Genomic DNA, 23,118 nt, shown 5'->3' with positions numbered 1-23,118 from the left:
CTCTCGTTTCTATAAAGAGTTTGTTTATACCATTCTCAAATTTCAATTGAATGATTTTCTAAATTCTAAAGGAGATTGGTTAGTCTTACTTTTGAATATTCTATTAAAAGATTGAGAATGCTCAAAACCTAATCCATATGCAATTTCACTAACCGTCAAATCTGTTGTTGAAAGTTTTTCTTTAGCTTTTAAAATCAGTTTATCGTGAATGTGTTGCTGCGTGGTCTGTCCTGTCAATATTTTAAGTAAGCCACTTAAATAGTTTGGCGACACGTTTAATTTATCCGATACATATTGAACTGTAGGAAGTCCTCTTGAAGCCAGATCGTTGTCGTTAAAGTAATCGTTTAATAATTTATCCAGTCTGTCCAGGATTTGATGATTAGTGATTTTTCTTGTCAGAAACTGCCGCTCATAAAACCGTTCGGCATAATTGAGCAACGTTTCTATTTGTGAAATAATAATATGCTGGCTGAACTTATCCATATTCGTGTGATACTCCTGCTGAATACCCAGAATAATATTCTTCAATAGTAATTCTTCCTTTTCCGATAGGAATAATGCCTCGTGTACATCATAACCAAAGAACTCGTATTTTAAGATCTTATCAGCGAGGCTCGTATGCCATAAAAAGTCAGGGTGAACAAGCAATATCCACCCTGAAAAATCGGGCGTTGCCTCTTTATCTATTTCAAAACTAAATAACTGCTTCGGTGCAGAAAAATACATAATCCCCTCATCAAAGTCATATTCCTGTTGCCCATATATTGCCTTAGAATACGAAGACCGTTTGAGCGATATGGAATAAAAATCGAGCATCCATCTATAATCACATACGTTGCCTATATGTCGAATGTCGGCACAATTAATCACACTGATAAGAGGGTGCTGTGGCTTGGGCAACTCCCTGACCTTATGGTATTCGCTAATGGTTTTTATTCGATATGTAGGCTTATTTTGCACAGTATAAAGATATTTATTTTTTATTGAAGACGGTTGCAAATTCGCCTGCAAAATCGGTCAATTTTACTTTACCCAATGATTGCGGTTTGTACAAATTGTAATCTTCGTAGGCATCCGTTCTTCGGCTGGCGTTCATTTCTGTATAACCTTTGGCAACCTGTGGATTGAAACCAATAGCCAACAGAGCATTTAAAAATTGTTCATCAGAAACCATCTGCCATTTCAGATCGGGTTTTCCAATTGCCTCGCCCAGCACTTGAGCCACTTTGTTTGGAGAAACTTCATCGCTGGCAATATAACGAATTGTCCTGCCGTTAAATGGTTTTTCCATCTCTTCTACAATGGCACTGGCAATATCTAAAGGCGAAACCCAAGGTTCTTTTTTATCGCCACCATAATTTTGGATAATTGCCCCCTGTGATTTGATAGCAGGTATAAATGCAAACATGTTATAGTAAAAGCCAACAGGTCGCATTTCTTTCAGGGAAACCGATTCCGGTAATTCTTTTAAAATCTGCTCTACCTCATAATGAATTCGGAGCATTCCGTTTCCGTGATCTGTATGTGCACCGATACTGCTCAAATGCACCACTTTGGTTACACCTGCCAATAGAATAGCCTGTACGTAAATATTAGCTATCCTTATCCTGTGTGCGTAAACATCGATAGTTTTATTGAAATAATTTGCGGGCGGTTCCATCAGATAAACGATGTTTGCACCTGTAAAAGTTTTCACAAGAAAACCTACGTCTTCAAGCGAGCCAACAGCAGGAACTGCCCCAATAGCTTCGATCTCATTTTGTCTGCCGACATTACTGCTGATAACCGTTACGGAATGTCCTTTTGCTACCAACCCTTCTGCAAGTGGTTTTCCGATATGCCCTAAAGAACCTGTCAATACAATTTTCATATTTTAAAATTTAATTATTGACAAAGTTCAGTGGTTTAAAAATCCGGGATGTAACCAAATCTATCTTTGTTGTAACCGAAAAAATAAGTATAAAAATTTCTCTATATCAACGACCGTTTTTAAATTATTGACAAGACAGAGCTTTACCACATCGGGTCATCACTCAAAGACCTCGGCAAAAAATGGTTTGCCTCTTCCCGAATGGATATTGAAGTCGGCAGGATGCTTCAAATATTGGGTAGTCAGTAAGTGTGTTAGCAATTTAAGTGGATTTAATATTTTTATCCTTTACAAATTGTTTATTTATGATTTCCATTGAGTTCAGTTAAGCGTTTTCCTTGGTGATTTGAAAATCTGCGGTTCTTTGGTTCGCCAATCATTTGTTTACCGTAAATACTAGTGTGGCCTGACAAGAGATACGAAATTACACAAGCGATAGCTACATATACACCACATTCAACACCAAATAGTTCAATTGCCATAATAATACAAGCTAATGGTGTATTGGTTGCTCCTGCAAATACAGCAACAAATCCCATTCCTGCCAAAAGTCCTGTTGGTAACGGAATGAATAAACTTATAGTATTTCCCAAAGTTGCTCCGATAAAGAATAACGGCGTTATTTCGCCGCCTTTGAAACCTGCCGAAAGTGTGATAATAGTAAAAGCCATTTTCAACGCAAAATCATATGCAGGTAATTGTTGGTCAAACGAGTGAACAATAGTTGGAATACCTAACCCAATGTATTTTGTTGTGCCGATTGCCCAAACCGCAAAAGCCACAATCACTCCGCCAACTAAGGGACGAAAAGGAGCAAATTCAATTTTTGATTTAAAAATCGCACTTGTTTTATGAATGACCTTGCTAAATGTTGCGGAACATAACCCAAAAATAATCCCTGCAATAATTGCATATATAATATTTAGAAATGAAATGTTGGGTACAAAATTGATGTGATAATGTGTGTGATGTGTCTGCCAAAGTTTGGTAACTAAATCGGCAATAATTCCTGCGGCAAATGCAGGAAAAATAGCATCATATTTCAGTCGTCCGATTAGAAAAACTTCCAAACCAAAGACTGCACCTGCTAATGGTGTTCCGAATACGGAGCCGAAACCTGCGGAAATAGCCGAAATAATTAAAATTTTTCGTTCGCTCTCTGTCAATCGAAAAGGTTTGACAAATTGGTCGGCAATAGCACCCGCCATTTGTAAAGCCGTCCCCTCACGTCCTGCCGAGCCGCCAAAAAAATGCGTAGCAATAGTTCCGATATACACATACGGAGCCATTCGGAACGAGATAATTTCTTTTGGATTGTGAATGGTGTCAATAAGCAAATTATTTCCTGCTTCAATGTCTTTGCCCAAATAGTAATAGAGCAAACCGATGAAAAAACCACCAATTGGCAATAATGCAATTAACCATAAATGATTTTCACGATAATTTGTAACCCAGTCCAATGATTGCAGAAAACCTGCTGAAGCACTACCAACACAAAGTCCGATAAGCAAACATAAAAATGTCCATTTAAGGATGTAGGAAATTGAAGGATACTTTCTGAAAAATACTTTCGTAGATAAATTGATTTTTTGACCGAATGACTTTTTGTTATTTATTGACATAACCAACCCGATTAAAATGTTAAACATTTAATTTAATCAGGCGTCATCAGCTTTTAAAAGCGGTTGGGTAAGGAAGAACACCATTTCCTTTTGGAACGACAAATGTATTAAAAAAATATTATAATATATCTGCCGTAAAGAAATATCCTTTTTGTCTTTTCATTCTATTACGCCAAATACCGCCTCTCAACGCCAAACCTTGCAACATTCACAAAGGCATTTGCTTCCGCTTATAATTTTAGGCTTCAAGCAAAATTCTAAACAAAATTATAGTATGAGTACACAGCAAAAAGACCTATCGTATTTCAGGTTACGACTGCAAGAATTATTAAACAGCAGCTTCCCTGAAAAGGCACACGACCAAAAGTTTATCGACCAACGTTCATCGTGGGCTGCCAATGCTTATGAGGTGGCTTTCCGTTCGGGAAACGTAGTTGAGCAATGCAACGAGATTGCCAATTATATCCTGTTTGAAAATCTGCATTTCTCCAAATTCGATACGGTTTTCCAAGTCGTATGCAATGAGTTTGATACCCTAATGGCAGACGAAGAACTACGACCGTTCGCTCTTAAAATGTTCACCGTCTGTGAGCCTGTTTTCTCCAACTATAAATTAACTGATGATTTCGCTTACACCTATGAGTTTGATGCTCTTTATACCGAAGTAACTGGAACCATTGCAATATGGATAGAGAAAAATGGGCTTCAGTAAAAAGCAACATCTCCAACAAAACATTGATGCCTTACGAATTGCTTTTAAACTGGAAAAGGAGAACCGTCAAGCCACCGTAGGCGAAAGACTGCTAATGATGCAATACAGCGGATTTGGCGGTCTTAAATTCGTGCTGAACCCCATAGCGGATGATATAGACATCAACCATTGGAGAAAAACCGAACATAACCTTTTCCCGATTGTGCAGGAACTCCACCAACTGCTAAAAGAAAATCCCCAAGACGAAAAGCAATACCGCAGGTACGTGGACAGTATGAAAAGCTCGGTACTAACCGCTTTTTATACACCACCGCAGGTGATAGATGCCATTTCGCAATCAATGCGTGATAAGGGTTTGCACATTGACAAGTTCCTTGAACCATCGGCAGGTATCGGATCATTTGTCGAATCCTTTGCAGGGAACGAAACCAAAGTTACAGCCTATGAAAAAGATGTGCTCACAGGAAAAATATTAAAACAGCTTTATCCCGAAAGCACTGTCCGTATAAGCGGTTTTGAAGAAATACCCGAAAAAGAACAAAACAGTTACGATGTTGTTGCCAGCAATATCCCTTTTGGCGATACTTCTGTTTTTGACCTTTCGTATTCTCGTAGTAAAGAGAGTGCAAAAGTTCAGGCTGCCCGAAGCATTCACAATTATTTCTTTCTGAAAGGTAACGATATGCTCCGTGAGGGCGGTTTACAGGCTTTTATTACCTCACAAGGGATTTTAAACAGTCCGAATAACGAGCCTATACGCAGAGCGTTGATGGAAAACAACGATTTGGTATCCGTAATTCGCTTACCCAATAATCTATTTACTGATTATGCAGGTACTGAGGTCGGCAGTGATCTTATCATTCTCCAAAAGAATACAGCAAAACAAAATCTGACCGAAAGAGAAGATTTATTTTGCCAAAGTACGAAAACAGGCTACGGTACGCCAAGCAATGCTTTGTTAGATAAAAGTGGACAAATTGTACATACACATTGGAAAGTAGCTACCGACCCTTACGGGCAACCTGCTTTAATCTATACACACAACAAGGGTGTTGAGGGCATTGCAAATAGCCTTGAACAGATGCTTTCCGATGATTTTGGAAAGCATTTAAACTTGTCTTTGTACAAAGAAAAACGGAATGATGAACCTATTGTTCAAATTCCGACACAGCCCATTGTTACACCTCCAGTTATTGAACGTGAAATTCAAGAGCGTGAAATCATTCAGCCGGAACAACATCGTTTAACACAATCAGCCATCATACTGGAAAGTCCGCAGGAATTAAAACAGTTAAGCATTTTCGACCTGTTTGAAAATGATGATGAAAACATAGCGGTTTTAACTCCACCAAAGAAAGCAACGAAATCTAAAAAGCAAACTACCAAAAAACAACGGGCTAACATTGGTCGCCAAATCGACCTGTTCAGTTCAGCAATGCAGCAACCTTATACGCCTTCAGTTTCCAATGGCTCGGTCAATAGAACCGTTCCACCCAACGGAACAAAACAGGAAATTATTCGCGATTTATTTTCGCAGTCTAACGGAAATGACCAGGCTGATAAACCAGCTATTTCCGTACCTGTTCTTGCAGCCATTCCTAAGCCTGCTCCGTATAGTGGCGAATTGCAATCGTTCCATCGTAACGATTGCCTTGTGGTTGATAATGGTTGGGTAGGTCATTTACAGGAAGTAGATAAAGTGGATAAAACTGCAATGTTCTACCCATTGCAATTACCTTCTTTACAGAAAGCAAGAGCCGAAGCGTATATCGGAGTACGTGATATTTACCAACAGCTTTACAATAAAGAAGCGGAACTACAAACCGAACATAAGGCAGAAAGAGAAAATTTAAACCAACTGTACGATGCTTTTGTAAAAAGGTACGGTAGTCTGAACAGCGCCGATAATATCAAGCTGATTAAGACGGATAGTGCCGGAAAAGAAATCCCTTATTTGGAGCGTGTAAAAGGGAGTGTTATCCATAAAGCGGATATTTTCAGCCATCCTGTAAGTTTTTCCACGACAACATTAGCAACCGATAATCCCGAAGAAGCATTAGCATCCTCATTGAATAAATACGGAAGTGTTGATTTGGACTATATGTCCGAAATCAGCAGTATGTCTGCAGATGCCTTGAAAGATGCTCTGCACGGTCGTATTTTTTATAATCCCCTGCAAAGTGAATACGAAATTTCCGAACGCTGGATAGCCGGTAACGTGGTAGAAAAAGCACAGGAAATAATAGAATATGTAGAAAGCAATCCCGAAAATACCGAAGCAAAGCACAGCCTTATGGTATTGGAAGAAGCCCGACCAAGACGTATCGAATTTGAGGAACTGGACTTTAACCTTGGTGAACGCTGGATACCCACAGGTATTTATGCCAAATTTGCTTCGCACCTGTTCGATGCGGAAGTGAATATCCATTATTCCGACAGTTCCGATAATTTTTCCGTAATCTGTAATCGGGGCAATCAAAATATATGGGTAAAATATGCGGTAAAGGCTGAAAGCAGGACGTTTGATGGCGTTGCTCTGCTCAAACACGCTCTTGTCAATACGACGCCCGATATCACCAAAAAAGTCGAAATAGACGGCAAGGAAGTCAAAGTAAAGGATATGGAAGCCATACAGATGGCAAACACTAAAATTGACGAAATACGTACCGCTTTTACCGATTGGTTACACGCACAGAGCAATGAGTTTAAAAAAAGGCTAACCGACCAATACAATGATAAGTTTAATTGTTTTGTTCGCCCAAACTATGATGGAAGCCATCAGGAGTTTCCGGGATTAGACCGTAAAGCATTGGGCATTGAAGACCTGTACGGAAGTCAAAAAGATGCCGTATTGATGATTAAACTCAATAACGGTGCTATCTGCGATCACGAAGTAGGTGCAGGAAAAACATTGATAATGTGTACGGCAGCACAGGAAATGAAGCGTTTGGGACTTGCTCATAAACCAATGATAATCGGGCTGAAAAGTAATGTGCACGAAATCGCCGAAGCCTATCGCACTGCCTATCCACACGCTAAAATCCTCTTTCCGGGCAAAGAAGATTTTACACCGCAAAAACGCCTGCGAATTTTCGGAGATATTAAAAACAACGATTGGGACTGTGTGATTTTAACACACGACCAATTCGGTATGATACCGCAATCGCCAGAAATTCAAAAGGAAATCCTCGAAATAGAATTGGATAATGTGGAGCGAAACCTCGATGCGATGCAGTCGCAGGGAGCTGAAGTAACAAGAGGTATGCTTGCCGGGTCCATTAAACGGAAAGAAAACCTCGAAGTAAAGCTAAAGACTTTACAGCACGATATTGAAAATCGCAAAGATGATATTGTCGATTTTAAAATGATGGGCATAGACCATTTATTTATCGACGAGAGCCATCAGTTTAAAAACCTGATGTTTAACACCCGTCACAGCCGTGTAGCTGGATTGGGTAACGTGGACGGTAGCCAAAAAGCGTTAAACCTGCTGTTTGCAATCAGAACCATACAGGAGCGTACCGATGCAGATATGGGTGCAACCTTTCTTTCGGGTACAACTATCAGCAATTCATTGACGGAATTGTACCTGCTCTTTAAATACCTGCGACCACGGGCATTGGAAAAACAAGGTATTAACTGTTTTGATGCGTGGGCAGCAATCTATGCCCGAAAAACGACTGACTATGAGTTTTCGGTTGCCAACAATATTGTGGCGAAAGAACGTTTTCGATACTTTATCAAAGTACCCGAGCTTGCACAGTTTTACTCGGAAATTACGGATTACCGTACTGCAAAGGATATTGGTATCGACCGACCTGTAAAAAATGAAATCCTGTATAACATTCCACCAACTCCCGACCAGGATGTATTTATTAAAAAACTGATGGAATTTGCCAAAACAGGAAATGCAGTCTTGTTGGGAAGACCGCCCTTATCTCCAACAGAAGAAAAAGCAAAGATGCTGATTGCTACGGACTATGCCCGTAAGATGTCATTAGATATGCAAATGGTAAGCGGAGCTTACAAAGACCATCCCGATAGCAAGGCTTCACATTGTGCAGGTAATATTGCCAAATATTACAACAAATTCAACGCACAGAAAGGAACGCAGTTCGTGTTCTCGGATTTGGGAACGTATAAGCCTAATGAATGGAATGTGTATTCCGAAATTAGACGCAAACTCGTGGAAGACCACGGTATACCTGCAAACGAAGTACGCTTTATACAGGAAGCAAAAACGGACAACCAACGTAAGGAACTGATTAAAGGAATGAATGAGGGCAAAATCCGTGTGTTATTCGGCTCAACAAGTATGCTCGGTACAGGTGTCAATGCACAGAAAAGAGCTGTTGCCATTCATCATCTGGACACACCTTGGCGACCAAGTGACCTTGCCCAACGTGATGGTCGAGCAATCCGCAAAGGCAATGAGATTGCCAAGTTCTTTGCCGATAATAAAGTAGATGTAGTTATCTATGCCGTTGAAAAATCACTAGATAGTTATAAGTTTAATCTGTTGTTCAATAAACAGTTATTTATCGACCAATTAAAATCCAATAATCTCGGTAAACGTACTATTGATGAGGGCAGTATGGACGAAAAATCGGGAATGAATTTCTCAGAATATGTAGCAATTCTTTCGGGAAATACTGACCTGTTGGATAAAGCCAAAGTAGAAAAACAGATTGCTGGATTGGAAAGCGAAAAACAGGCGTTTAACCGTTCCAAATCAAGTGCGAAATACAAGCTGGAAGATTTTACGGCAGAACTGGGTAAAGCTCAATCCCGCTTTGACAGGATGAGCCTTGATTGGACTAACCTTCAAGGACGTATTCAGAAAAAGCAGGACGGTACGATTATTAATGCTGTTCAGTTAGCCGACCTACCAGCTAATGCAAACCCAAAACAGATTGGAACTAAACTCAATGAGCTTGCGGACAAAGCTCGTACAGGTGGAGATTATGAAGAAATCGGAAATCTTTACGGTTTTCAGCTTTTGGTTAAAACCGAAGCCACACAAAAAGATAGTAGCAGTCTTGTAGAAAAACATAACCGTTTCTTTATTCAGGGCGAGGGAAATATCAAATATACCTTCAACAGTGGTGTAATGGCAAAAGAACCCGAAACCGCATCATTGAACTTTTTGAGGGCATTGGAAAAACTGCCAACTTACATAAAAAAAGAGCAAGAGAATATCATAGAGTTCCAAAAAGATATACCTATACTTCAGCAAGTAGTAAACGGAACCTGGGCAAAGGAAAAACGACTAAGCGAACTCAAAACCGAATTAGCAGGTATTGACCGGAAGATACAATTATCCCTTTCGCCAGATAAAAAAGCAGATGCTCTGGAGCAAGTGGAAAAGCAGAAAGAAACTCCAAAATTTCAGGAAGGCATTATACGGACAAAAGGTATTCATATACCTCGTAGTATATTTTAGTAACATAGTATACGGGCAAAATAAAAGGGAGATCTAACATCTTCCTTTTATTTTATCACTCTTGCACCAAATACTGCAAATCTGGATCGTTTTTAATTCGCTCCAATTCACTTTCAATTATATGAACTACGTCTGATTTTATCTGCCGATAGTTTTTTTCAATCTCTTGTTTCATATTATCTGTACCGTTCTTATCTGTGAAAGATAAAATCTGCGGTATTTTTTGATAGGCTTTAGTTTCGGAAGCTACTTTGTCATTATCTACTACGATTTCACAGTGAAATATTTTCTGTTCAATACGTTCATCAAAATTGTCTGAAATTGCTCCTACAAACATCCCTTGTGTTAGCGTCGATATTTTAGATGCCGGTATTAAACTATCTAACTGAGTTGAAATAGAAGTAGATTTATCATTTCGGTTGATGGTCATACTCTGGCGTTTCTGCAACACTTTACCGAAGCGTTCGGAAAGGCTCTTTGCCGTTTCGCCTACAACCTGCCCACTGAAAACATTACCGACGGTATTCTGAATAACCTTGCTTTCCTTATCGCCGTAATCTCTTGTTAATTGCGAAAAGTCCTGAAAACCCAGGCATACCGCCACCTTATTACTTCTCGCCGTTGCGATGAGATTGTCCAGTCCTCTAAAATATATCGTCGGCAGCTCGTCGATGATGACGGAGCTTTTTAACTGTCCTTTTTTGTTGATTAATTTTACGATCCGGGAGTTGTACAAACCCAAAGCTGCCGAATAAATATTTTGGCGGTCGGGGTTATTACCTACGCACAAAATCTTTGGTTCTTTCGGGTTATTGATGTCGAGCGTAAAATCGTCGCCCGTCATAACCCAGTACAGTTGCGGGCTAATCATTCTTGATAAAGGAATTTTTGCCGATGCTATCTGACCTTGTAATTGGTCTTGTGCGCCACTTTGCCAAGCGTCCATAAACGATGACAAATAATTTTCTAAATCGGGATAGGAAGTTAAAATCGTGAACACGTCCGAATACTTTTTATTCAGCAATTCGATGGCGTGCGGGAAAGTGCAATACTTCCCGTTTTCGTAGATTTTGAGATACCAAATAATGGCTGCAAGCAATATAATTGGGCTTTCCACGAAGAAATCCCCTTGCTTCAAAATCCACGACTTGTTAAGATTTAGCATTATCGTATATGCCGCTTCGTAGGCATCCGATATGTCCGTCATAAATTCGGGATTGAGTGGATTACAACGGTGGCTCTTGCGTGGGTCGTCGAAGTTTATCACGTAGAATTTGGGTTGTACTTCGTACTTATCCCGATGCTTCAGTAAGTGATTGTAGGCAATAGTAGAAAGGTCGTCGAACTTGAAATCGTAGATGTACATACTAAACCCTTTCTCTATCTGCTGCTTGATGTAGTTGTTTACAATTGCATAGCTCTTGCCCGAACCTGGTGTGCCCAACACAATCGAGGCTCGAAAAGGGTTCACGATGTTAATCCAACCGTTGTTCCATTTGTTTTTGTAAAAGAACTTTGTGGGTAGATTGACGGAATATTCGTTTTCCATCAGCTTTGTTTCCTGTTGGAAGCTCTCGTTTTCATTATTGAAAACGTCGTCCATCAGGTTGTTCTTTAATAGTCTGCTCATCCATACACCCGCCATCAGCAAAGCGATATAGCCTAACGATATAGTCAGGATATACAGGAACGTGCCTACTGCCGGGGATAGCTTTAGCAATGGTGTGTTCAGGAAAAACAGCACGAAACCGATACCCAAAGTCACGTAAATTTTAGTCCAGGTTATCTTCTCATTCTTTACGCCCTTAGTGCCTAAACAGCTTAAAGCGAGCAATACCAAAGCAAAGGCTTTGGTATATAGGGTATGTGAGAACAAACCCGCCGTTCTGTCGAAATTGCCTAAAATCTTGTTGATTACTTCCAGTGTCCAGCCACGTTCTAAAAAGAACCCGTAGCAGAACCAATAAAGGTGCATCAGTACCAATAGAATACTGACTGCCCGCATAAAAGCCATTATCTTGGCTAAGCCTCTTAAATCGTCCTCTCCCTGCATTATTTTGAGTTTTAATGTTCGGGCGTGAATTTAAAGTCTGTGCGGAATAGTTATAAGATTGTGGTAGTCTAAGGCAGTACGTGGCGGTATTTGGCTTAATCAGTGTATTTATTTAGGAGCGGATTTCATTAATGATTTATAGGAAGTAAGGAATGCGGACAAACTCTTGTATCCTACTTTGAATGCTACTTCTGTAAGGGTATATTTTTTAGTATCAATTAGTTCAATACTCTTCAAAATACGGGTAAGCTGTATATATTTCTGTATGGTTATCCCCGTTTCATTTTTAAAGATACGTTGTAAATTGCGTACCGACATATTCGCAATTTCTACATAATCTTCGACTTTAAACTCATATCTGAAATTTTCATTGATATGACTGCAAATCGGAATTAGTCGCTCGTCTGAAGGTACAGGGATTTCCAAAGCATTATTTTTCTGATAAAAATCTGGAAGGTTTTGCAAAATGGCTAATAAAAAGACTTTCTGATTATCATCTTCAATAAGTTGTTTATTCCACTTAGTTGCATAATTGAGCATTTCGTGTAAGACAATAGGAACACGGAAAATCTTTACGGAATTGTAAAATTGATTTTGCGGAATATACTTAAAGAGCAATACTGTCAGATTAACGGTTTCTGCTGATGATGATATGCGGTGTTTTATATTTGACGGTATCCATATTGCGTGATTTTGAGGTACAAAATAAACCTTATTCTCTATGTAAAAATACTGAAAACCCTCTGTAACATAGGATAGCTGATAACGTGCGTGAGAATGCTCGTAATCATCGTGTTTCCAGTTTTGTTGCTGCCATATATAAGCATCGCTTATAACATCATCTGAATAATTGCCAGGAGTTGTTTCCTTAAGACCACATTTTAGCATTGCGTTTTAAATATACTTTTTGGCAAAGCTAATAAAAACGAAATATTTAATTTTGCAATATTATTAGAAAAATTTCCTGTGCAATGAATAAAACAATCTCATTTTTAGTTTTCACGCTCTCCTTTTTATTATCAATCAACACTACTGCTATGGCTCAAAATAAGAAAACAAACATACTGGTGCTTATCCATTCTGATAATGGCGGCACTTATGAACTGGCAAAGAACATTACCGAAGGAATTGAGAAAAATAGCGATGCTAATGCTACTATAAAGTTGGTGAAAGCATCAGATAATGTCAAGTTGAAAGACATTCCCGTAGCCAACGTTGATGAATTAAGTTCCTACGATGGCATAGCTTTTGGCTCGCCTGTGTACTTCGGGAATATCAGTACGGCAATGAGCGAATTTTTATCAAAAACGGTAGATGTCTGGACAAAACACGAATTAGAAGGTATGCCTGCAACTGTTTTTATGTCTGCAGGAAGCGGAGCCGGAAAAGAACTGGCATTGCAATCTTTCTGGAATAGTCTGGCAGTACACGGTATGATACTGGTATCAAATGGTATTCGTGGATATGAAAACATAGAAAAAAATATACCGCAAGGGAACTCGGTGTTAGGTACAACTAGTCTGGCTTCCTTAAAAGATGTGACAAGACCAAGCAAAAGCGAACGTTATCTTGCCAAATTACAGGGAGAAAATTTTGCTAAAGTTTCCACGGCATTAAAAGGAACTTTCAAACAAAAGTCAATCGAAACTAAATCTGCATACACAGTGGATATCAACGAGGTATTGAAACAGAAAAATATTGTTTTACCTGAATTACCAAAACCTGTAGGAAACTACGAGCTTTTTTCGCGTTCCGGGAATTTAGTATTTATCAATCAGGTTTCACTTAAAGACGGAAAGATTTTATATCCTGGAAAAGTCGGTATTGATGTTACTGAACAACAAGTAGAAGAAGCGACCAAAGTTACTATGCTCAACATTATTGCAATTTTGAAAGAGGCAGTGGGAGGCGATTTGAACAAAGTAAAAAAATGTGTGCAATTGATTGGCGTTTTTAATACTCCTGAAACATATACGCAGCACGCTATGTTGATGAATGCAGCTTCTGACCTGACAGTGGAAATATTCGGAGAAAAGGGAAAGCATACACGAAATACATCGGGGGCATATTCCTTACCAGTTGGTTCTTCTGTATCTATTCAGGCAATTTTTGAAGTTGAGTAGATAGCTGTTATACGCAGATAGATAATTATTGATAATGAGAAAAATAATTCTGATTACCATTCTTTCATTCACTATGTTGCAATATACTGTCTTTCAGAAAGGTCAGCGTAATGTTAAAGAACGAATCCAATATATTTTTAGTGAACTATAAAAGGAAGAATTACATTTTTTTCTTCCTTTTCTTCTTCATCTTGTTAGCAAAATCCTGTTCCTCATAATCCTCGCCCTGGGCTTCGGGTAGCAAACCGCCCAATGCTTCAATCAAACCATCTTCGTGTTTTTCCGTAGTTAAGAAGTCGAACAAATGGTGTGGTTCTTCCGCAGGAAGATCCGCATCATTTGATGTGGATAGTTTGGGGATTGGTACAGCAGCTTCTTTTATATCCGGTTTGATATTATTATTCCAGTAATCATTAAAGACATTGGCAGAAAGCTCCTTGTCTAAACGTGAACCGTTCCAAACTGCTTTGGAATTATGGTCTATGAATGTGATACCATAAATACGACCTGTATCGTTCTGTCGTACCACCACGTTAATGCCCTGTTCAATTAGCTGCTTTTTAAAAGCCTGCTCGTCGCTCGTGGTTTTCAGGGCAACGGTAACGGCAGCTTTTAGGGTCTGCTTGCCTGGGTGGTCTTTCAAAGCCGTTTTGCATTTCGCAAAATGCAATTCCAAAGCCGGAAGCCCTGCGCTCTTTCCGAACAGGGAAGCCTTGAACGGATGCCCGGCTTTTTCGCCATTTTCATTTAAGGGGATGTACAGTAAACCCTGCCGCATCTTTTTGTGTAGTTCGCCCTCCACTTTTTCGGTGGTAATATTGAACAGGGATAGCAGGGCATTGTATTCGCCCAAAGTCTGGTACTGGTAATAGTTTGGCAGGTGACGAACAACCGAAGCGATTTGGCTCTTTACGTCGCCTGCCTTATAATCTATCGGGAGGAAAACATTGTCATTTTGGTTACGCTCTTTATCGGTTGCGGGTATCAATCCATGTTTCTGCTCCAGTTCACGGCACAGGTTCATAGACCGCATTTTCTCGAATTTGTCCGAAATCTTTTTGCCTTGTTCATCAACACAAACCGATACAATATGAATATGGCTTCGGTCAATATCAGTGTGCTTGAATACCACAAAAGGCTGTTCTTCATAACCCAGCTCCCGCATATACTGTTGTGCTATTTCCCGATATTTATCATCACTAACATTATCTTTCGGGTCGGGATTGAGTGAAATATGCAAAGTATGTTTCTCAGTTTTTTGATTTGCCAGAAGATAAGGAGCAAAAGATTGTGCCAATTGCGCAACGGAATATTGCCCGCTTGCCGTTTCAATAATCTTATTTGTAAACAAGATTTGTCCGTTTTCTTTCTCTACTTTTAGATTATTATATGCCAACGCACCGTACAAATTTGCACTTCTACCGATTTTTGCTATCATTTCTGTTATTTTTTGAGGTATTTCTTGTCAAATTCCTCGGTTATTTCCAGCACTTTTTTAAACAGCTCAACCATTTCTGTCGTCTGCTTTTCTAATTTATACAGGTATGCCGATGCTTTTTTCTCCGAAAAGCTCTTGTACAATAGCTTTACAATCTGGTTATAATTGACACCAATAGAACGAAACTGACTGTGAAACGAAGTCAACCGCATATAGAAATCAACCGTTCCTTTGTCAATCTGAACGGACTTCATTTTGTTTCCGAACAGTTGTGTAATGATAAATTTTGCTTTGTTGGGCATTCCTGATCCTTCAAAAAGCGATAAAAATTTGGCGTTTTCTTCGTCCGTAAGACGAAAAACGTGACGGTGGGTACTTGGGTCAAGCTTTGGCTTACGACCGCCCTTATTTCGTTTGTTATTATTGCTCTCGTTCATCACTAATCCATTTTTTAATCCGTACAAAACCTCGACTTCGGAGAGTGTTTTTCAGCTCCCAGCAGGGCAAGTTGTTTTGAGGCACGAACTCGGTTTCGAGTGCCTCAAAACACAACTTGCCGTGTTCTGTTGAACACAAAAATCCGCCCTGCGGGACGGATTGATTTTAACAGGGAAAAACGGCTCGATGCCGTGGCTGTTAAACTCCATTTTGTCCATTCGATTTTGCATAAATCCGTTAATAAAAATCATTATACAAAGTAAAGACCTGTTTTTGAAAGCATTGTACTGTGATACAGTGCCAAACAATGCCTTTGAACGCCAAACAATGCCACATTGAAAGAACTGCTTATTTATCTCTTTTTATTTGTACCAACAAAAGGATATAAGTGCATAAATAGTTATGCACGTAACAACCTAAGTATATAACTATCGAGGTAGATAGATAAAAAAACAAGTACATAGGAAAGTACATGTTCAGATACCTATCTGTGTAATTCTACATGTAGAGATGCAGGCACATCAGTAAATAGGTTTTTCGATACAAACTTACTTACCTGCACACCTACAGAGGTATGTGTTTAGGTGTATAGATACCTGCCTAAATATATCTGTATTGAGTAACATATCTATATGCAGAGATAAATAGGTAGCAGACTGCAAACATAGGCACCTACGCAAATAGGTAAATGAGTATATAAATAATTAAAAAAAAGTTAAAGAGATGAATGCAAAACACAAAACAGTTTTTATCGCCTTTTCTTCTCAAAAAGGTGGCGTAGGTAAGAGTACGTTTACAACACTTGCGGCAAGCATCCTGCATTATCGTTTGGGCTACAATGTAGCTGTATTTGATGCAGATTTTCCACAGCATAGCCTGTTGAAAATGAAAGAGCGTGATTTGAAAATGGTAATGGAAAACGAGGCTTTGAAAAAGCTGGCGTATAAACAGTTTACCACCATCAACAAAAAGGCGTACGAAATTATTCAGCACAGAGCGGATAGCGTACTGGAAGCAGCCAACGAATTTGTTGAGGCTTCTCCGGTTTCAATTGATGCTGTATTTTTTGACCTTCCGGGAACGGTAAACACGCCGGGTATTCTGAAAGCATTGGCGGGAATGCACCACATTTTTACGCCAATCACGGCAGATCGTGTAGTAATGGAAAGCACGCTCGTTTTCACACAGCTCTTGCAAGACGTGATTATGAAAAAAGGCGAAACGTCCATAAAAACGATCAACCTGTTCTGGAACCAGGTTGATGGCAGGGAGAGCACACCTTTATACGATGTGTATAACAACCTTATCAATGATTTGGGATTTAGCCTGATGCAAAGCCAAGTAAAAAACAGCACACGCTTTCGCAAAGAAAGCGAAGTGAACAGCAAAGCTATTTTTCGCTCAACGCTGATGCCTCCGGACGAAAGGTTGATGAACGCCTGCCAACTAGACCTTTTTATGAACGAATTTTTAAAAATCATTCAATTATAATCCCTATGGAAAAAGATAATAAGAAAAAAATTACTCCTGATATTGACGAGGAGCTAATGATGAACCTGATGGTTGACGGTGTAAAGAAAGAAGGGTTACAGCTTCCACCGGAACCTGAACCAAAAGCAACCGAAACTGTGGTCGTTAAGCCAAAGGAACTATCACAGGATAAACAGGCTGTCAAGGATAAGAGCCGTAGTAAGAGAACTTCTGAAATAGATTACGAAAATACATTTTTTAAGAAATCAGACACCAATGCCCGTGACGGAAAAACAGTTTATATCAGACCAGAATTTCATGAAAAATTGACACGCATCATACAGGTGATTGGCGAAGATAAGATTACTATTTATGCTTATTTGGACAACTTACTGGATTATCATTTTCAGGAATTTAGCGAACAGATTACCAAAAGTTATAACGACAAGTATAAACCTATTTAATAATTATGGAAACATTAATTGTAATATGCCTGCTGATAGTCATTGGGCTATTGTTGCATGATAAGATTGTTATCAAAAAGAGGTCGGAGCAAAAGCCGAAACAGGAAAAAGTCAATCCTAATCTTCCAGATATAATGGGGCAACCGAAACCTATAAGATGCCAATTAGTGCCAAACACCGCCACTGAACGCCAAATGGAGGACCTACAGTTTAATCCTGCTAATTTAGACATAGAATACGACGAGAATGAAAACTTAGGTATTCAAATTCCGCAGGAAGAACTGGATGAGGTTTTTAGTAATACGCCTGATTTTGAGGAAGAGGAAGAAGAATGGAACAGGTATGGAATATCCGGTGGCAATAATGGTTTAGCCCAAGGGGTTACTTTTGAAGAACTAAGCTCCGTGGGGGTATTGCTCCAAAAAGAAAAATTGGAAACAGCCCAAAAGGAAACAGCGATAGCTATAGTTCATAAAATACAGGGAACCGAATTATTCAGCCTACTGGAAAATTCCATGGACGGTGCATCCAGAAAAATTGCGGAGCTTTTGGATAATACAATCATTTCTGAAACGGATGCCGGTTCTTCCACTTTGCGGAAAAGTGATTTGAATGATTTTGACATTGGGGAGTTTGTTTAACTCCCCAATGTTTTATGAATGAACCTTAATCAATATCAATCACATTAGCATCTCCAAACCATTCTTTAGCTTTTGCAATAACTTGTGCATCTGGATTGTGAAAGAAAACCGCTAAATTTTCTTTAGCCCTTGTACAACAAACATAGAATATTTTTTGAGTTCTATCCAATACAGTTGCTGACCCTGTTTCTAAGAAAAGATTACCAAAATTATAATTATTCCAACCGCCATTATCAAGTATAACTAAAACATTGTCAAATTCTGCACCTTTGGTTTTATGCTGTGTTGAAAACGGTGTTTGTCCTTCAAGGTATTCATATAGTTTTTGAAATTCACTGAACTTAACATCCTTCACTCGATTATACAAATACTCTTTGTTCTCTTTAAAAGCAATCAGCTTATCATCAATCAAACAAATTCTCTTTTCGTTAGCGTCATTAATAACTTGTTCAATCGTATTATCTCCAACATTCACAAGGCTTTCAATATTTTCTTTTAAGGCTTTTTTGCTTGCAATATTTGTTATTTTAAAATGATAATCTGTGGCTCTTAAAAATTCATTGTACTTTTTATTTTGATACAAAGAAATATTATTCTGAATTTTAAATAAGTGTTTTATAAGATTATCTCTTTTTGAACCTTTCTTGTTTTCATCATCTTCATCTTGCTTTTTATCATCAAGTAATTGGTCTTTGTCAACATACATTTTGGAAAATTCAAGAAACTTTAATGATTTGGCATAATTATACAATTCGGCATTACCATCAATAAAAATCTGCATTGTATTTGTTGGACGAACAGCGTTTAAATCTCTGCCACTTTTTCCTTGCTGTAATACTTCAATTACTTCTCCAAATGTATTTTCTGAAAAATCATTAGCTACGTTATTATCTTTAATGTATTTCTTAATTCTATCTCTATAGCTTAACACGTGGTCTCTATCATAAATATCCATCAAGGTTCTAAAACCAGCCTTACCTGCTATTAAATTGTGAGTAAGGTTCAGTTCTTTTGTTTCCTTTGAATTATTGAAGTCCCAAGCATAATTTGCTGCTAAAAACTCTTCAACCTTATTGATGTTCCCATCAGTGGAATGCAGAAACAAAACAGTGCCTTGCTTTATTACACCACCAGCCATATTAGGAGCTTTCGGGTCGGCAGATGGCTCTTGAGTTATACCATCGGTACGAAGTTTGTTCGCCAAATCAATAATAAGTTTGGGATTTCTTCTATTTTGCTTCTTTGGAATTTCGTTTACTTTTTCAGCATCTTCTCCTTTATAATCGTCTAAGTTACCAATGCCATCTTCATAAATTGATTGCATAGCATCTCCAAAAAAACCTACGATATTCTTTCTTTCACTTTTCTTGAAATGTGTAAGAAATGTTTCTACAACAGCTTTATTTGTATCCTGATATTCATCAATGAAAATGAATTTGTATTTATCTTTTACTATACTGCTAAGTTTGGGGTATTTTTCAAAGAGATAGTTGGCTACTGTAAGTAATTCATCGTGGGATATAATTCCTTCACGTATTCTAACAAACTCTTTGTACTGTACACCATCAGGCAAAACTGCATAATAATCATCTGGAACAGGATTGACTTCTTCAATAGAAATTTTGGTTACTTCGTCATTGTTCGCTAAGGAAATAAGAGCTTCTTTAAGTTCTTTTTGAAAATGTTTAATACTATCCCATAAGAAATCGTGTATAGTGGATACATTAAGATTTTTATGGTTTACCCTTTCTTCAATTTCTTTAACTGCTGCATTAGTGTATGTCATACAAGCAACCTTAGCTGTTGGATTTTCGGCTATTGCTTGACGAATAACACTTACTAATGAATATGTTTTACCACTTCCTGCACCGCCGCTTAATAGGAAATTCCTGCCGTTATCAATTGACTGAAAAATTTCCTGTACTTCCGGTTCTAAATTTAATCTTCCTTCAGCCATAACAAACCATTTTTAATGTAAGCCGGAATATTCCAATTACTAAAGTTTTCATCACTATGATACAATATATCTAAAGCGAAATGGGTTTTCTTCTTAACACACTTATCTGCTAAATCATAAGGGCTTTTCTCATCGTCATCAAAATCAGAAGCGTTTTTTATTCCTTGGAAAGTATCTTTATTTTCTTTTACAAATGCTCTATTCAGATGTATAAAAGCATCTTCAAAACTCCTTGCGTGATAGGTGTTTTCTTCCTGCTGATAGCATATACAAATTGTAGAACTCCCGACAATAATTGTTCTACCTCCAACAGGCAGAGCTTTTAAATCTTCCCAAGTTACAGCATTTAAGAAATGACCAATTGCAGAATTACTTGTTTTGGTGCCTTCTTTAACAGGACAAGCTCCCCAAACATCATCGCCTTTGGTATTTTTACCTGTCACTTTAATAGCATCAATATCTGTTAATATCAATGATTTGATACCTAAGAAATCGATAAACTTCTCAAATATGTGTGAATATGCACCAACTTCTATAATTGAAATATTTTGAGACAGAAGTGGTAAGAATGTATCTGCATTACCTTCTGCTTCTAAACGAACAACTTCTTCTAAGTCTACTTTTCGCATAAAAGTCGGTATCAAAATTCTTTCTGTATCTCCTTCGATTAGGACTGCCTTATCAGCAAAAAAGATTTCAGCTCTGCTAATTGTAAGATATTGTTTTAAGAATTGATAGTGTTTCGGGTCTTTATCATATAGAGCCACTAAATCCTTTAAATTTTTAGCATTCACATCATTTTTTGCTATTGCTTTCAAATATTTTATATCATTGAAATCACTATCTGCAACAATGTGTGATGAATGTGTTGTAATAATGTACTGCAATGGTCTATTTATCCCATCATCTCTTTTAACACCCTCCTTAAGTAGCTTTTTTATATTTTTTATAAAGACGTATTGCATTTGGGGATGGGTATGAGCTTCAGGTTCTTCTATGATAAGTAGATTTATGTCTGCTGGCTTTTTGTCTTTATCCTTTTTGAAATCCTGTACTAAAATTTCAATTTCAAAAATCATACTTATAAGGTTCATATATCCTAAACCATTATAGTGCTCGGGTAATTTATGGTCATCGTGAGTGTAAACCACTGTAGTATTTCCTTCAAGTAATTCTCTGTGTTGTAATGTTGAAATAATTTCAATGTCAGTATCATTTAACTTAACGCCACCAAAATCCTGTACTTTTTTTATCACATCTTTAAATAGGTCTTTGTAGATCTCGCTTAATGTACTATCGGTTTCTGAAAGCTGGTCTTTAAAGTCTTCTGTAGCCTGAGTTTTATCGCTACTATCTTCTTTCTTCTTATAGAGGCTTGAGGTTTGTTTTGATAGTGTGTTTTCCTTTTCCTTATTTGTCACATCTCTCCTTGCACTTATGTACTTGAAACTAATGATGTCTTTTAAATTAATATTTTCACTAATAAGGTCAATTGGTTTAGTGTCAGTAATCTTGTTTGTTGCTGTGTCGTATTCAAAAGAGAATTTATGAATTTTAAAATAAGCTTCTAAGTTTTGCTTTAAAAAATATTTTAGCTCCCTTGGTTTATATTCTTTCTTCTTAACATTTTTTGCATTTTCACTGGCTGCAAAGCCTGCATAATCAGCTTTTATTCTTAAAAAATCATCATAACTTACAGTGTATTCAAAACCTAAAACAATATTGTTATTGTCAGGGTCTAAATCCATTAATACTCTGCTGACATTAGATAAATCATCAGTATCATTATATTCAATATAAACTTTTAGCTTAATGCCTTTGGAAAGAAATTCATCTGGAACATCACCCGACTTAATTAAACCTTCAATTTCGTTTTTGAAATCAATATTAAAGTCATCGTAAGAAAATCTACTTTTCTCATTTATAAATTTATCCAGAACTGATAGAATGGAAGTCTTTCCTGTATTGTTTTTTCCGATAACGAGAGAAAGCTCATCTTCGAGGTCCATAGAGAAAGTCTTCAGCAATCGAAAGTTTTCAACTTCTATTTTTTTTATCTTCATAATAGCTGGTTATAGTATTTGATTATTTTTTATTCTCCTCTTTTTTTAATCTTTTTTGAGATATTTTTAAAACCTGTTTGCTTACAGGCTCATTTTTCAGCAACTCAATTATCTTATCCGACAGCCATAGTATCAATAACTCATTAATCGGAATTTTATAAAATTCTGCAAGCCTTTCAATATGTTTTCTTGGCAATGGTCTTTCTTCATTTTCAACCTTACTGATAAAAGCACTATCCAATTCTAATGCAGCTCCAACTTCTCGTAGAAATAAGCCTTTATCTTCTCTTAGTTCTTTTATATGTTTACCAAATGCCATTTTGCTTTTTTAAGACTTGTCTAAATAAGTCAAATTTAAGTATTTTTTTCTGATAAGTATATATTGTAAAGCCATTAACCGCCAAATAATTCCTCTGACTGCCAATTTGTTAGACTGCCTCGTTTTCCGAAACACCTTTGTCCCGAAAGCCCGCATGGTGCGGGTGAACTTAACAAATTAATGTGTTTCAATTATGGAAAAACAAAGAAAAAAAGTTTTGCTGGCAACTGTAGCGATGTTGTCAGGAATTGGTGCGTTTGCACAGGGAAATGGTTCGGCTGGTATTAATGAGGCAACCCAAATGGTAACGTCGTATTTCGATCCTGCAACTCAACTCATCTATGCCATCGGTGCAGTTGTAGGGCTCATCGGAGGTGTTAAGGTGTATAACAAATTTAGTAGTGGAGATCCTGACACAAGCAAGACGGCAGCTTCTTGGTTCGGTGCTTGTATCTTCCTGATTGTAGCAGCTACCATTCTGCGTTCATTCTTCCTTTAATCC

17 protein-coding genes and 1 riboswitch are annotated in these 23,118 nt (G+C 37.9%); of the genes, 7 read left to right on the top strand and 10 right to left on the bottom strand.

Annotation, left to right across the window (positions count from 1 at the left end):
* Positions 1-42 precede the first annotated feature (42 nt).
* The 3 genes from FH779_RS05620 to FH779_RS05610 form a co-directional block, all read right to left on the bottom strand.
* Entirely contained in the window at positions 43-963 is a 921-nt protein-coding gene (locus FH779_RS05620) for a helix-turn-helix domain-containing protein (protein WP_038331139.1), read from the bottom strand.
* A 13-nt stretch (positions 964-976) separates the two neighbouring features.
* Positions 977-1,873: an NmrA family NAD(P)-binding protein gene (locus FH779_RS05615; RefSeq protein WP_038330895.1), complete on the bottom strand. Its 897-nt coding sequence runs from the start codon at positions 1,871-1,873 to the stop codon at positions 977-979.
* A 299-nt stretch (positions 1,874-2,172) separates the two neighbouring features.
* Positions 2,173-3,495 carry a voltage-gated chloride channel family protein gene (locus FH779_RS05610; protein WP_084106827.1) on the bottom strand — a complete coding sequence of 441 codons (1,323 nt, stop codon included), beginning with the start codon at positions 3,493-3,495 and terminating at the stop codon, positions 2,173-2,175.
* A 30-nt stretch (positions 3,496-3,525) separates the two neighbouring features.
* Positions 3,526-3,592: riboswitch (Fluoride riboswitch) on the bottom strand.
* 177 nt (positions 3,593-3,769) lie between these two features.
* On the opposite strand from FH779_RS05610, the gene FH779_RS05605 reads away from it, so the two are divergent.
* Positions 3,770-4,207, top strand: coding sequence for a DUF1896 domain-containing protein (locus tag FH779_RS05605; RefSeq protein ID WP_038330892.1), 438 nt, complete (start codon positions 3,770-3,772; stop codon positions 4,205-4,207).
* Positions 4,194-9,650 (top strand): N-6 DNA methylase, encoded by a 5,457-nt coding sequence (locus FH779_RS05600; protein ID WP_038330890.1) that lies wholly within the window; start codon positions 4,194-4,196, stop codon positions 9,648-9,650. The genes FH779_RS05605 and FH779_RS05600 overlap by 14 nt, the downstream gene beginning before the upstream one ends.
* A 55-nt stretch (positions 9,651-9,705) precedes the next feature.
* On the opposite strand, the gene mobC is transcribed toward FH779_RS05600, so the two are convergent.
* Together mobC and FH779_RS05590 are read right to left on the bottom strand one after the other, a co-directional pair.
* On the bottom strand, positions 9,706-11,703 hold the full coding sequence (mobC, locus tag FH779_RS05595; RefSeq protein ID WP_038330888.1) for a conjugal transfer protein MobC: 1,998 nt from the start codon (positions 11,701-11,703) through the stop codon (positions 9,706-9,708).
* 108 nt (positions 11,704-11,811) lie between these two features.
* Positions 11,812-12,591 (bottom strand): helix-turn-helix domain-containing protein, encoded by a 780-nt coding sequence (locus FH779_RS05590; RefSeq protein WP_038330885.1) that lies wholly within the window; start codon positions 12,589-12,591, stop codon positions 11,812-11,814.
* 83 nt (positions 12,592-12,674) lie between these two features.
* Here FH779_RS05590 and FH779_RS05585 point away from each other — a divergent pair, with 83 nt between their 5' ends.
* Positions 12,675-13,826 (top strand): NAD(P)H:quinone oxidoreductase, encoded by a 1,152-nt coding sequence (locus FH779_RS05585; protein ID WP_065720163.1) that lies wholly within the window; start codon positions 12,675-12,677, stop codon positions 13,824-13,826.
* Positions 13,827-13,986: 160 nt separating this feature from the next.
* On the opposite strand, the gene mobB is transcribed toward FH779_RS05585, so the two are convergent.
* Positions 13,987-15,264, bottom strand: a complete 1,278-nt coding sequence (mobB, locus tag FH779_RS05580; protein WP_038330880.1) for a conjugal transfer protein MobB — start codon at positions 15,262-15,264, stop codon at positions 13,987-13,989.
* Positions 15,265-15,269: 5 nt separating this feature from the next.
* On the bottom strand, positions 15,270-15,701 hold the full coding sequence (mobA, locus tag FH779_RS05575; RefSeq protein ID WP_038330878.1) for a conjugal transfer protein MobA: 432 nt from the start codon (positions 15,699-15,701) through the stop codon (positions 15,270-15,272).
* A gap of 724 nt (positions 15,702-16,425) precedes the next feature.
* Here mobA and FH779_RS05570 point away from each other — a divergent pair.
* From FH779_RS05570 to FH779_RS05560, 3 genes are read left to right on the top strand one after another with little or no spacing between them, the layout of a single operon-like run.
* On the top strand, positions 16,426-17,193 hold the full coding sequence (locus FH779_RS05570) for a ParA family protein (protein WP_038330876.1): 768 nt from the start codon (positions 16,426-16,428) through the stop codon (positions 17,191-17,193).
* Between the two features lie 5 nt (positions 17,194-17,198).
* Positions 17,199-17,636 (top strand): DUF3408 domain-containing protein, encoded by a 438-nt coding sequence (locus tag FH779_RS05565; RefSeq protein ID WP_038330874.1) that lies wholly within the window; start codon positions 17,199-17,201, stop codon positions 17,634-17,636.
* 5 nt (positions 17,637-17,641) lie between these two features.
* Positions 17,642-18,277, top strand: coding sequence for a hypothetical protein (locus FH779_RS05560; protein WP_038330872.1), 636 nt, complete (start codon positions 17,642-17,644; stop codon positions 18,275-18,277).
* Between the two features lie 25 nt (positions 18,278-18,302).
* On the opposite strand, the gene FH779_RS05555 is transcribed toward FH779_RS05560, so the two are convergent.
* The 3 genes from FH779_RS05555 to FH779_RS05545 are packed head-to-tail and all read right to left on the bottom strand — an operon-like array spanning position 18,303 to position 22,616.
* Positions 18,303-20,234: an ATP-dependent helicase gene (locus tag FH779_RS05555; protein WP_038330870.1), complete on the bottom strand. Its 1,932-nt coding sequence runs from the start codon at positions 20,232-20,234 to the stop codon at positions 18,303-18,305.
* A complete protein-coding gene (locus FH779_RS05550; RefSeq protein WP_180906349.1) occupies positions 20,216-22,297 on the bottom strand; it encodes an ATP-dependent endonuclease in 2,082 nt (693 codons plus the stop codon). The genes FH779_RS05555 and FH779_RS05550 overlap by 19 nt, the downstream gene beginning before the upstream one ends.
* A gap of 22 nt (positions 22,298-22,319) precedes the next feature.
* The gene (locus FH779_RS05545) at positions 22,320-22,616 is read right to left on the bottom strand and encodes a helix-turn-helix domain-containing protein (protein WP_038330866.1); all 297 of its coding nucleotides are present in this window, start codon (positions 22,614-22,616) and stop codon (positions 22,320-22,322) included.
* Between the two features lie 193 nt (positions 22,617-22,809).
* Between FH779_RS05545 and FH779_RS05540 the strand changes: the two genes are divergently transcribed.
* On the top strand, positions 22,810-23,115 hold the full coding sequence (locus FH779_RS05540) for a DUF4134 domain-containing protein (RefSeq protein WP_038330864.1): 306 nt from the start codon (positions 22,810-22,812) through the stop codon (positions 23,113-23,115).
* Positions 23,116-23,118: the final 3 nt, after the last annotated feature.

Origin of the sequence: Empedobacter falsenii (assembly GCF_013488205.1) — a bacterium.
Lineage (GTDB): Bacteria > Bacteroidota > Bacteroidia > Flavobacteriales > Weeksellaceae > Empedobacter > Empedobacter falsenii_C.
The sequence above is the reverse complement of the archived record's forward strand: the minus strand, read 5'-3'. Positions and strand labels throughout refer to the sequence as shown.

What these genes read in the sequence shown, in the direction of transcription:
- FH779_RS05615 (WP_038330895.1), bottom strand. Translation starts at nt 1,873, where the DNA reads ATGAAAATTGTATTGACAGGTTCTTTAGGGCATATCGGAAAACCACTT.
- FH779_RS05610 (WP_084106827.1), bottom strand. Translation starts at nt 3,495, where the DNA reads ATGTCAATAAATAACAAAAAGTCATTCGGTCAAAAAATCAATTTATCT.
- FH779_RS05605 (WP_038330892.1), top strand. Translation starts at nt 3,770, where the DNA reads ATGAGTACACAGCAAAAAGACCTATCGTATTTCAGGTTACGACTGCAA.
- FH779_RS05600 (WP_038330890.1), top strand. Translation starts at nt 4,194, where the DNA reads ATGGGCTTCAGTAAAAAGCAACATCTCCAACAAAACATTGATGCCTTA.
- mobC (WP_038330888.1), bottom strand. Translation starts at nt 11,703, where the DNA reads ATGCAGGGAGAGGACGATTTAAGAGGCTTAGCCAAGATAATGGCTTTT.
- FH779_RS05590 (WP_038330885.1), bottom strand. Translation starts at nt 12,591, where the DNA reads ATGCTAAAATGTGGTCTTAAGGAAACAACTCCTGGCAATTATTCAGAT.
- FH779_RS05585 (WP_065720163.1), top strand. Translation starts at nt 12,675, where the DNA reads ATGAATAAAACAATCTCATTTTTAGTTTTCACGCTCTCCTTTTTATTA.
- mobB (WP_038330880.1), bottom strand. Translation starts at nt 15,264, where the DNA reads ATGATAGCAAAAATCGGTAGAAGTGCAAATTTGTACGGTGCGTTGGCA.
- mobA (WP_038330878.1), bottom strand. Translation starts at nt 15,701, where the DNA reads ATGAACGAGAGCAATAATAACAAACGAAATAAGGGCGGTCGTAAGCCA.
- FH779_RS05570 (WP_038330876.1), top strand. Translation starts at nt 16,426, where the DNA reads ATGAATGCAAAACACAAAACAGTTTTTATCGCCTTTTCTTCTCAAAAA.
- FH779_RS05565 (WP_038330874.1), top strand. Translation starts at nt 17,199, where the DNA reads ATGGAAAAAGATAATAAGAAAAAAATTACTCCTGATATTGACGAGGAG.
- FH779_RS05560 (WP_038330872.1), top strand. Translation starts at nt 17,642, where the DNA reads ATGGAAACATTAATTGTAATATGCCTGCTGATAGTCATTGGGCTATTG.
- FH779_RS05555 (WP_038330870.1), bottom strand. Translation starts at nt 20,234, where the DNA reads ATGGCTGAAGGAAGATTAAATTTAGAACCGGAAGTACAGGAAATTTTT.
- FH779_RS05550 (WP_180906349.1), bottom strand. Translation starts at nt 22,297, where the DNA reads ATGAAGATAAAAAAAATAGAAGTTGAAAACTTTCGATTGCTGAAGACT.
- FH779_RS05545 (WP_038330866.1), bottom strand. Translation starts at nt 22,616, where the DNA reads ATGGCATTTGGTAAACATATAAAAGAACTAAGAGAAGATAAAGGCTTA.
- FH779_RS05540 (WP_038330864.1), top strand. Translation starts at nt 22,810, where the DNA reads ATGGAAAAACAAAGAAAAAAAGTTTTGCTGGCAACTGTAGCGATGTTG.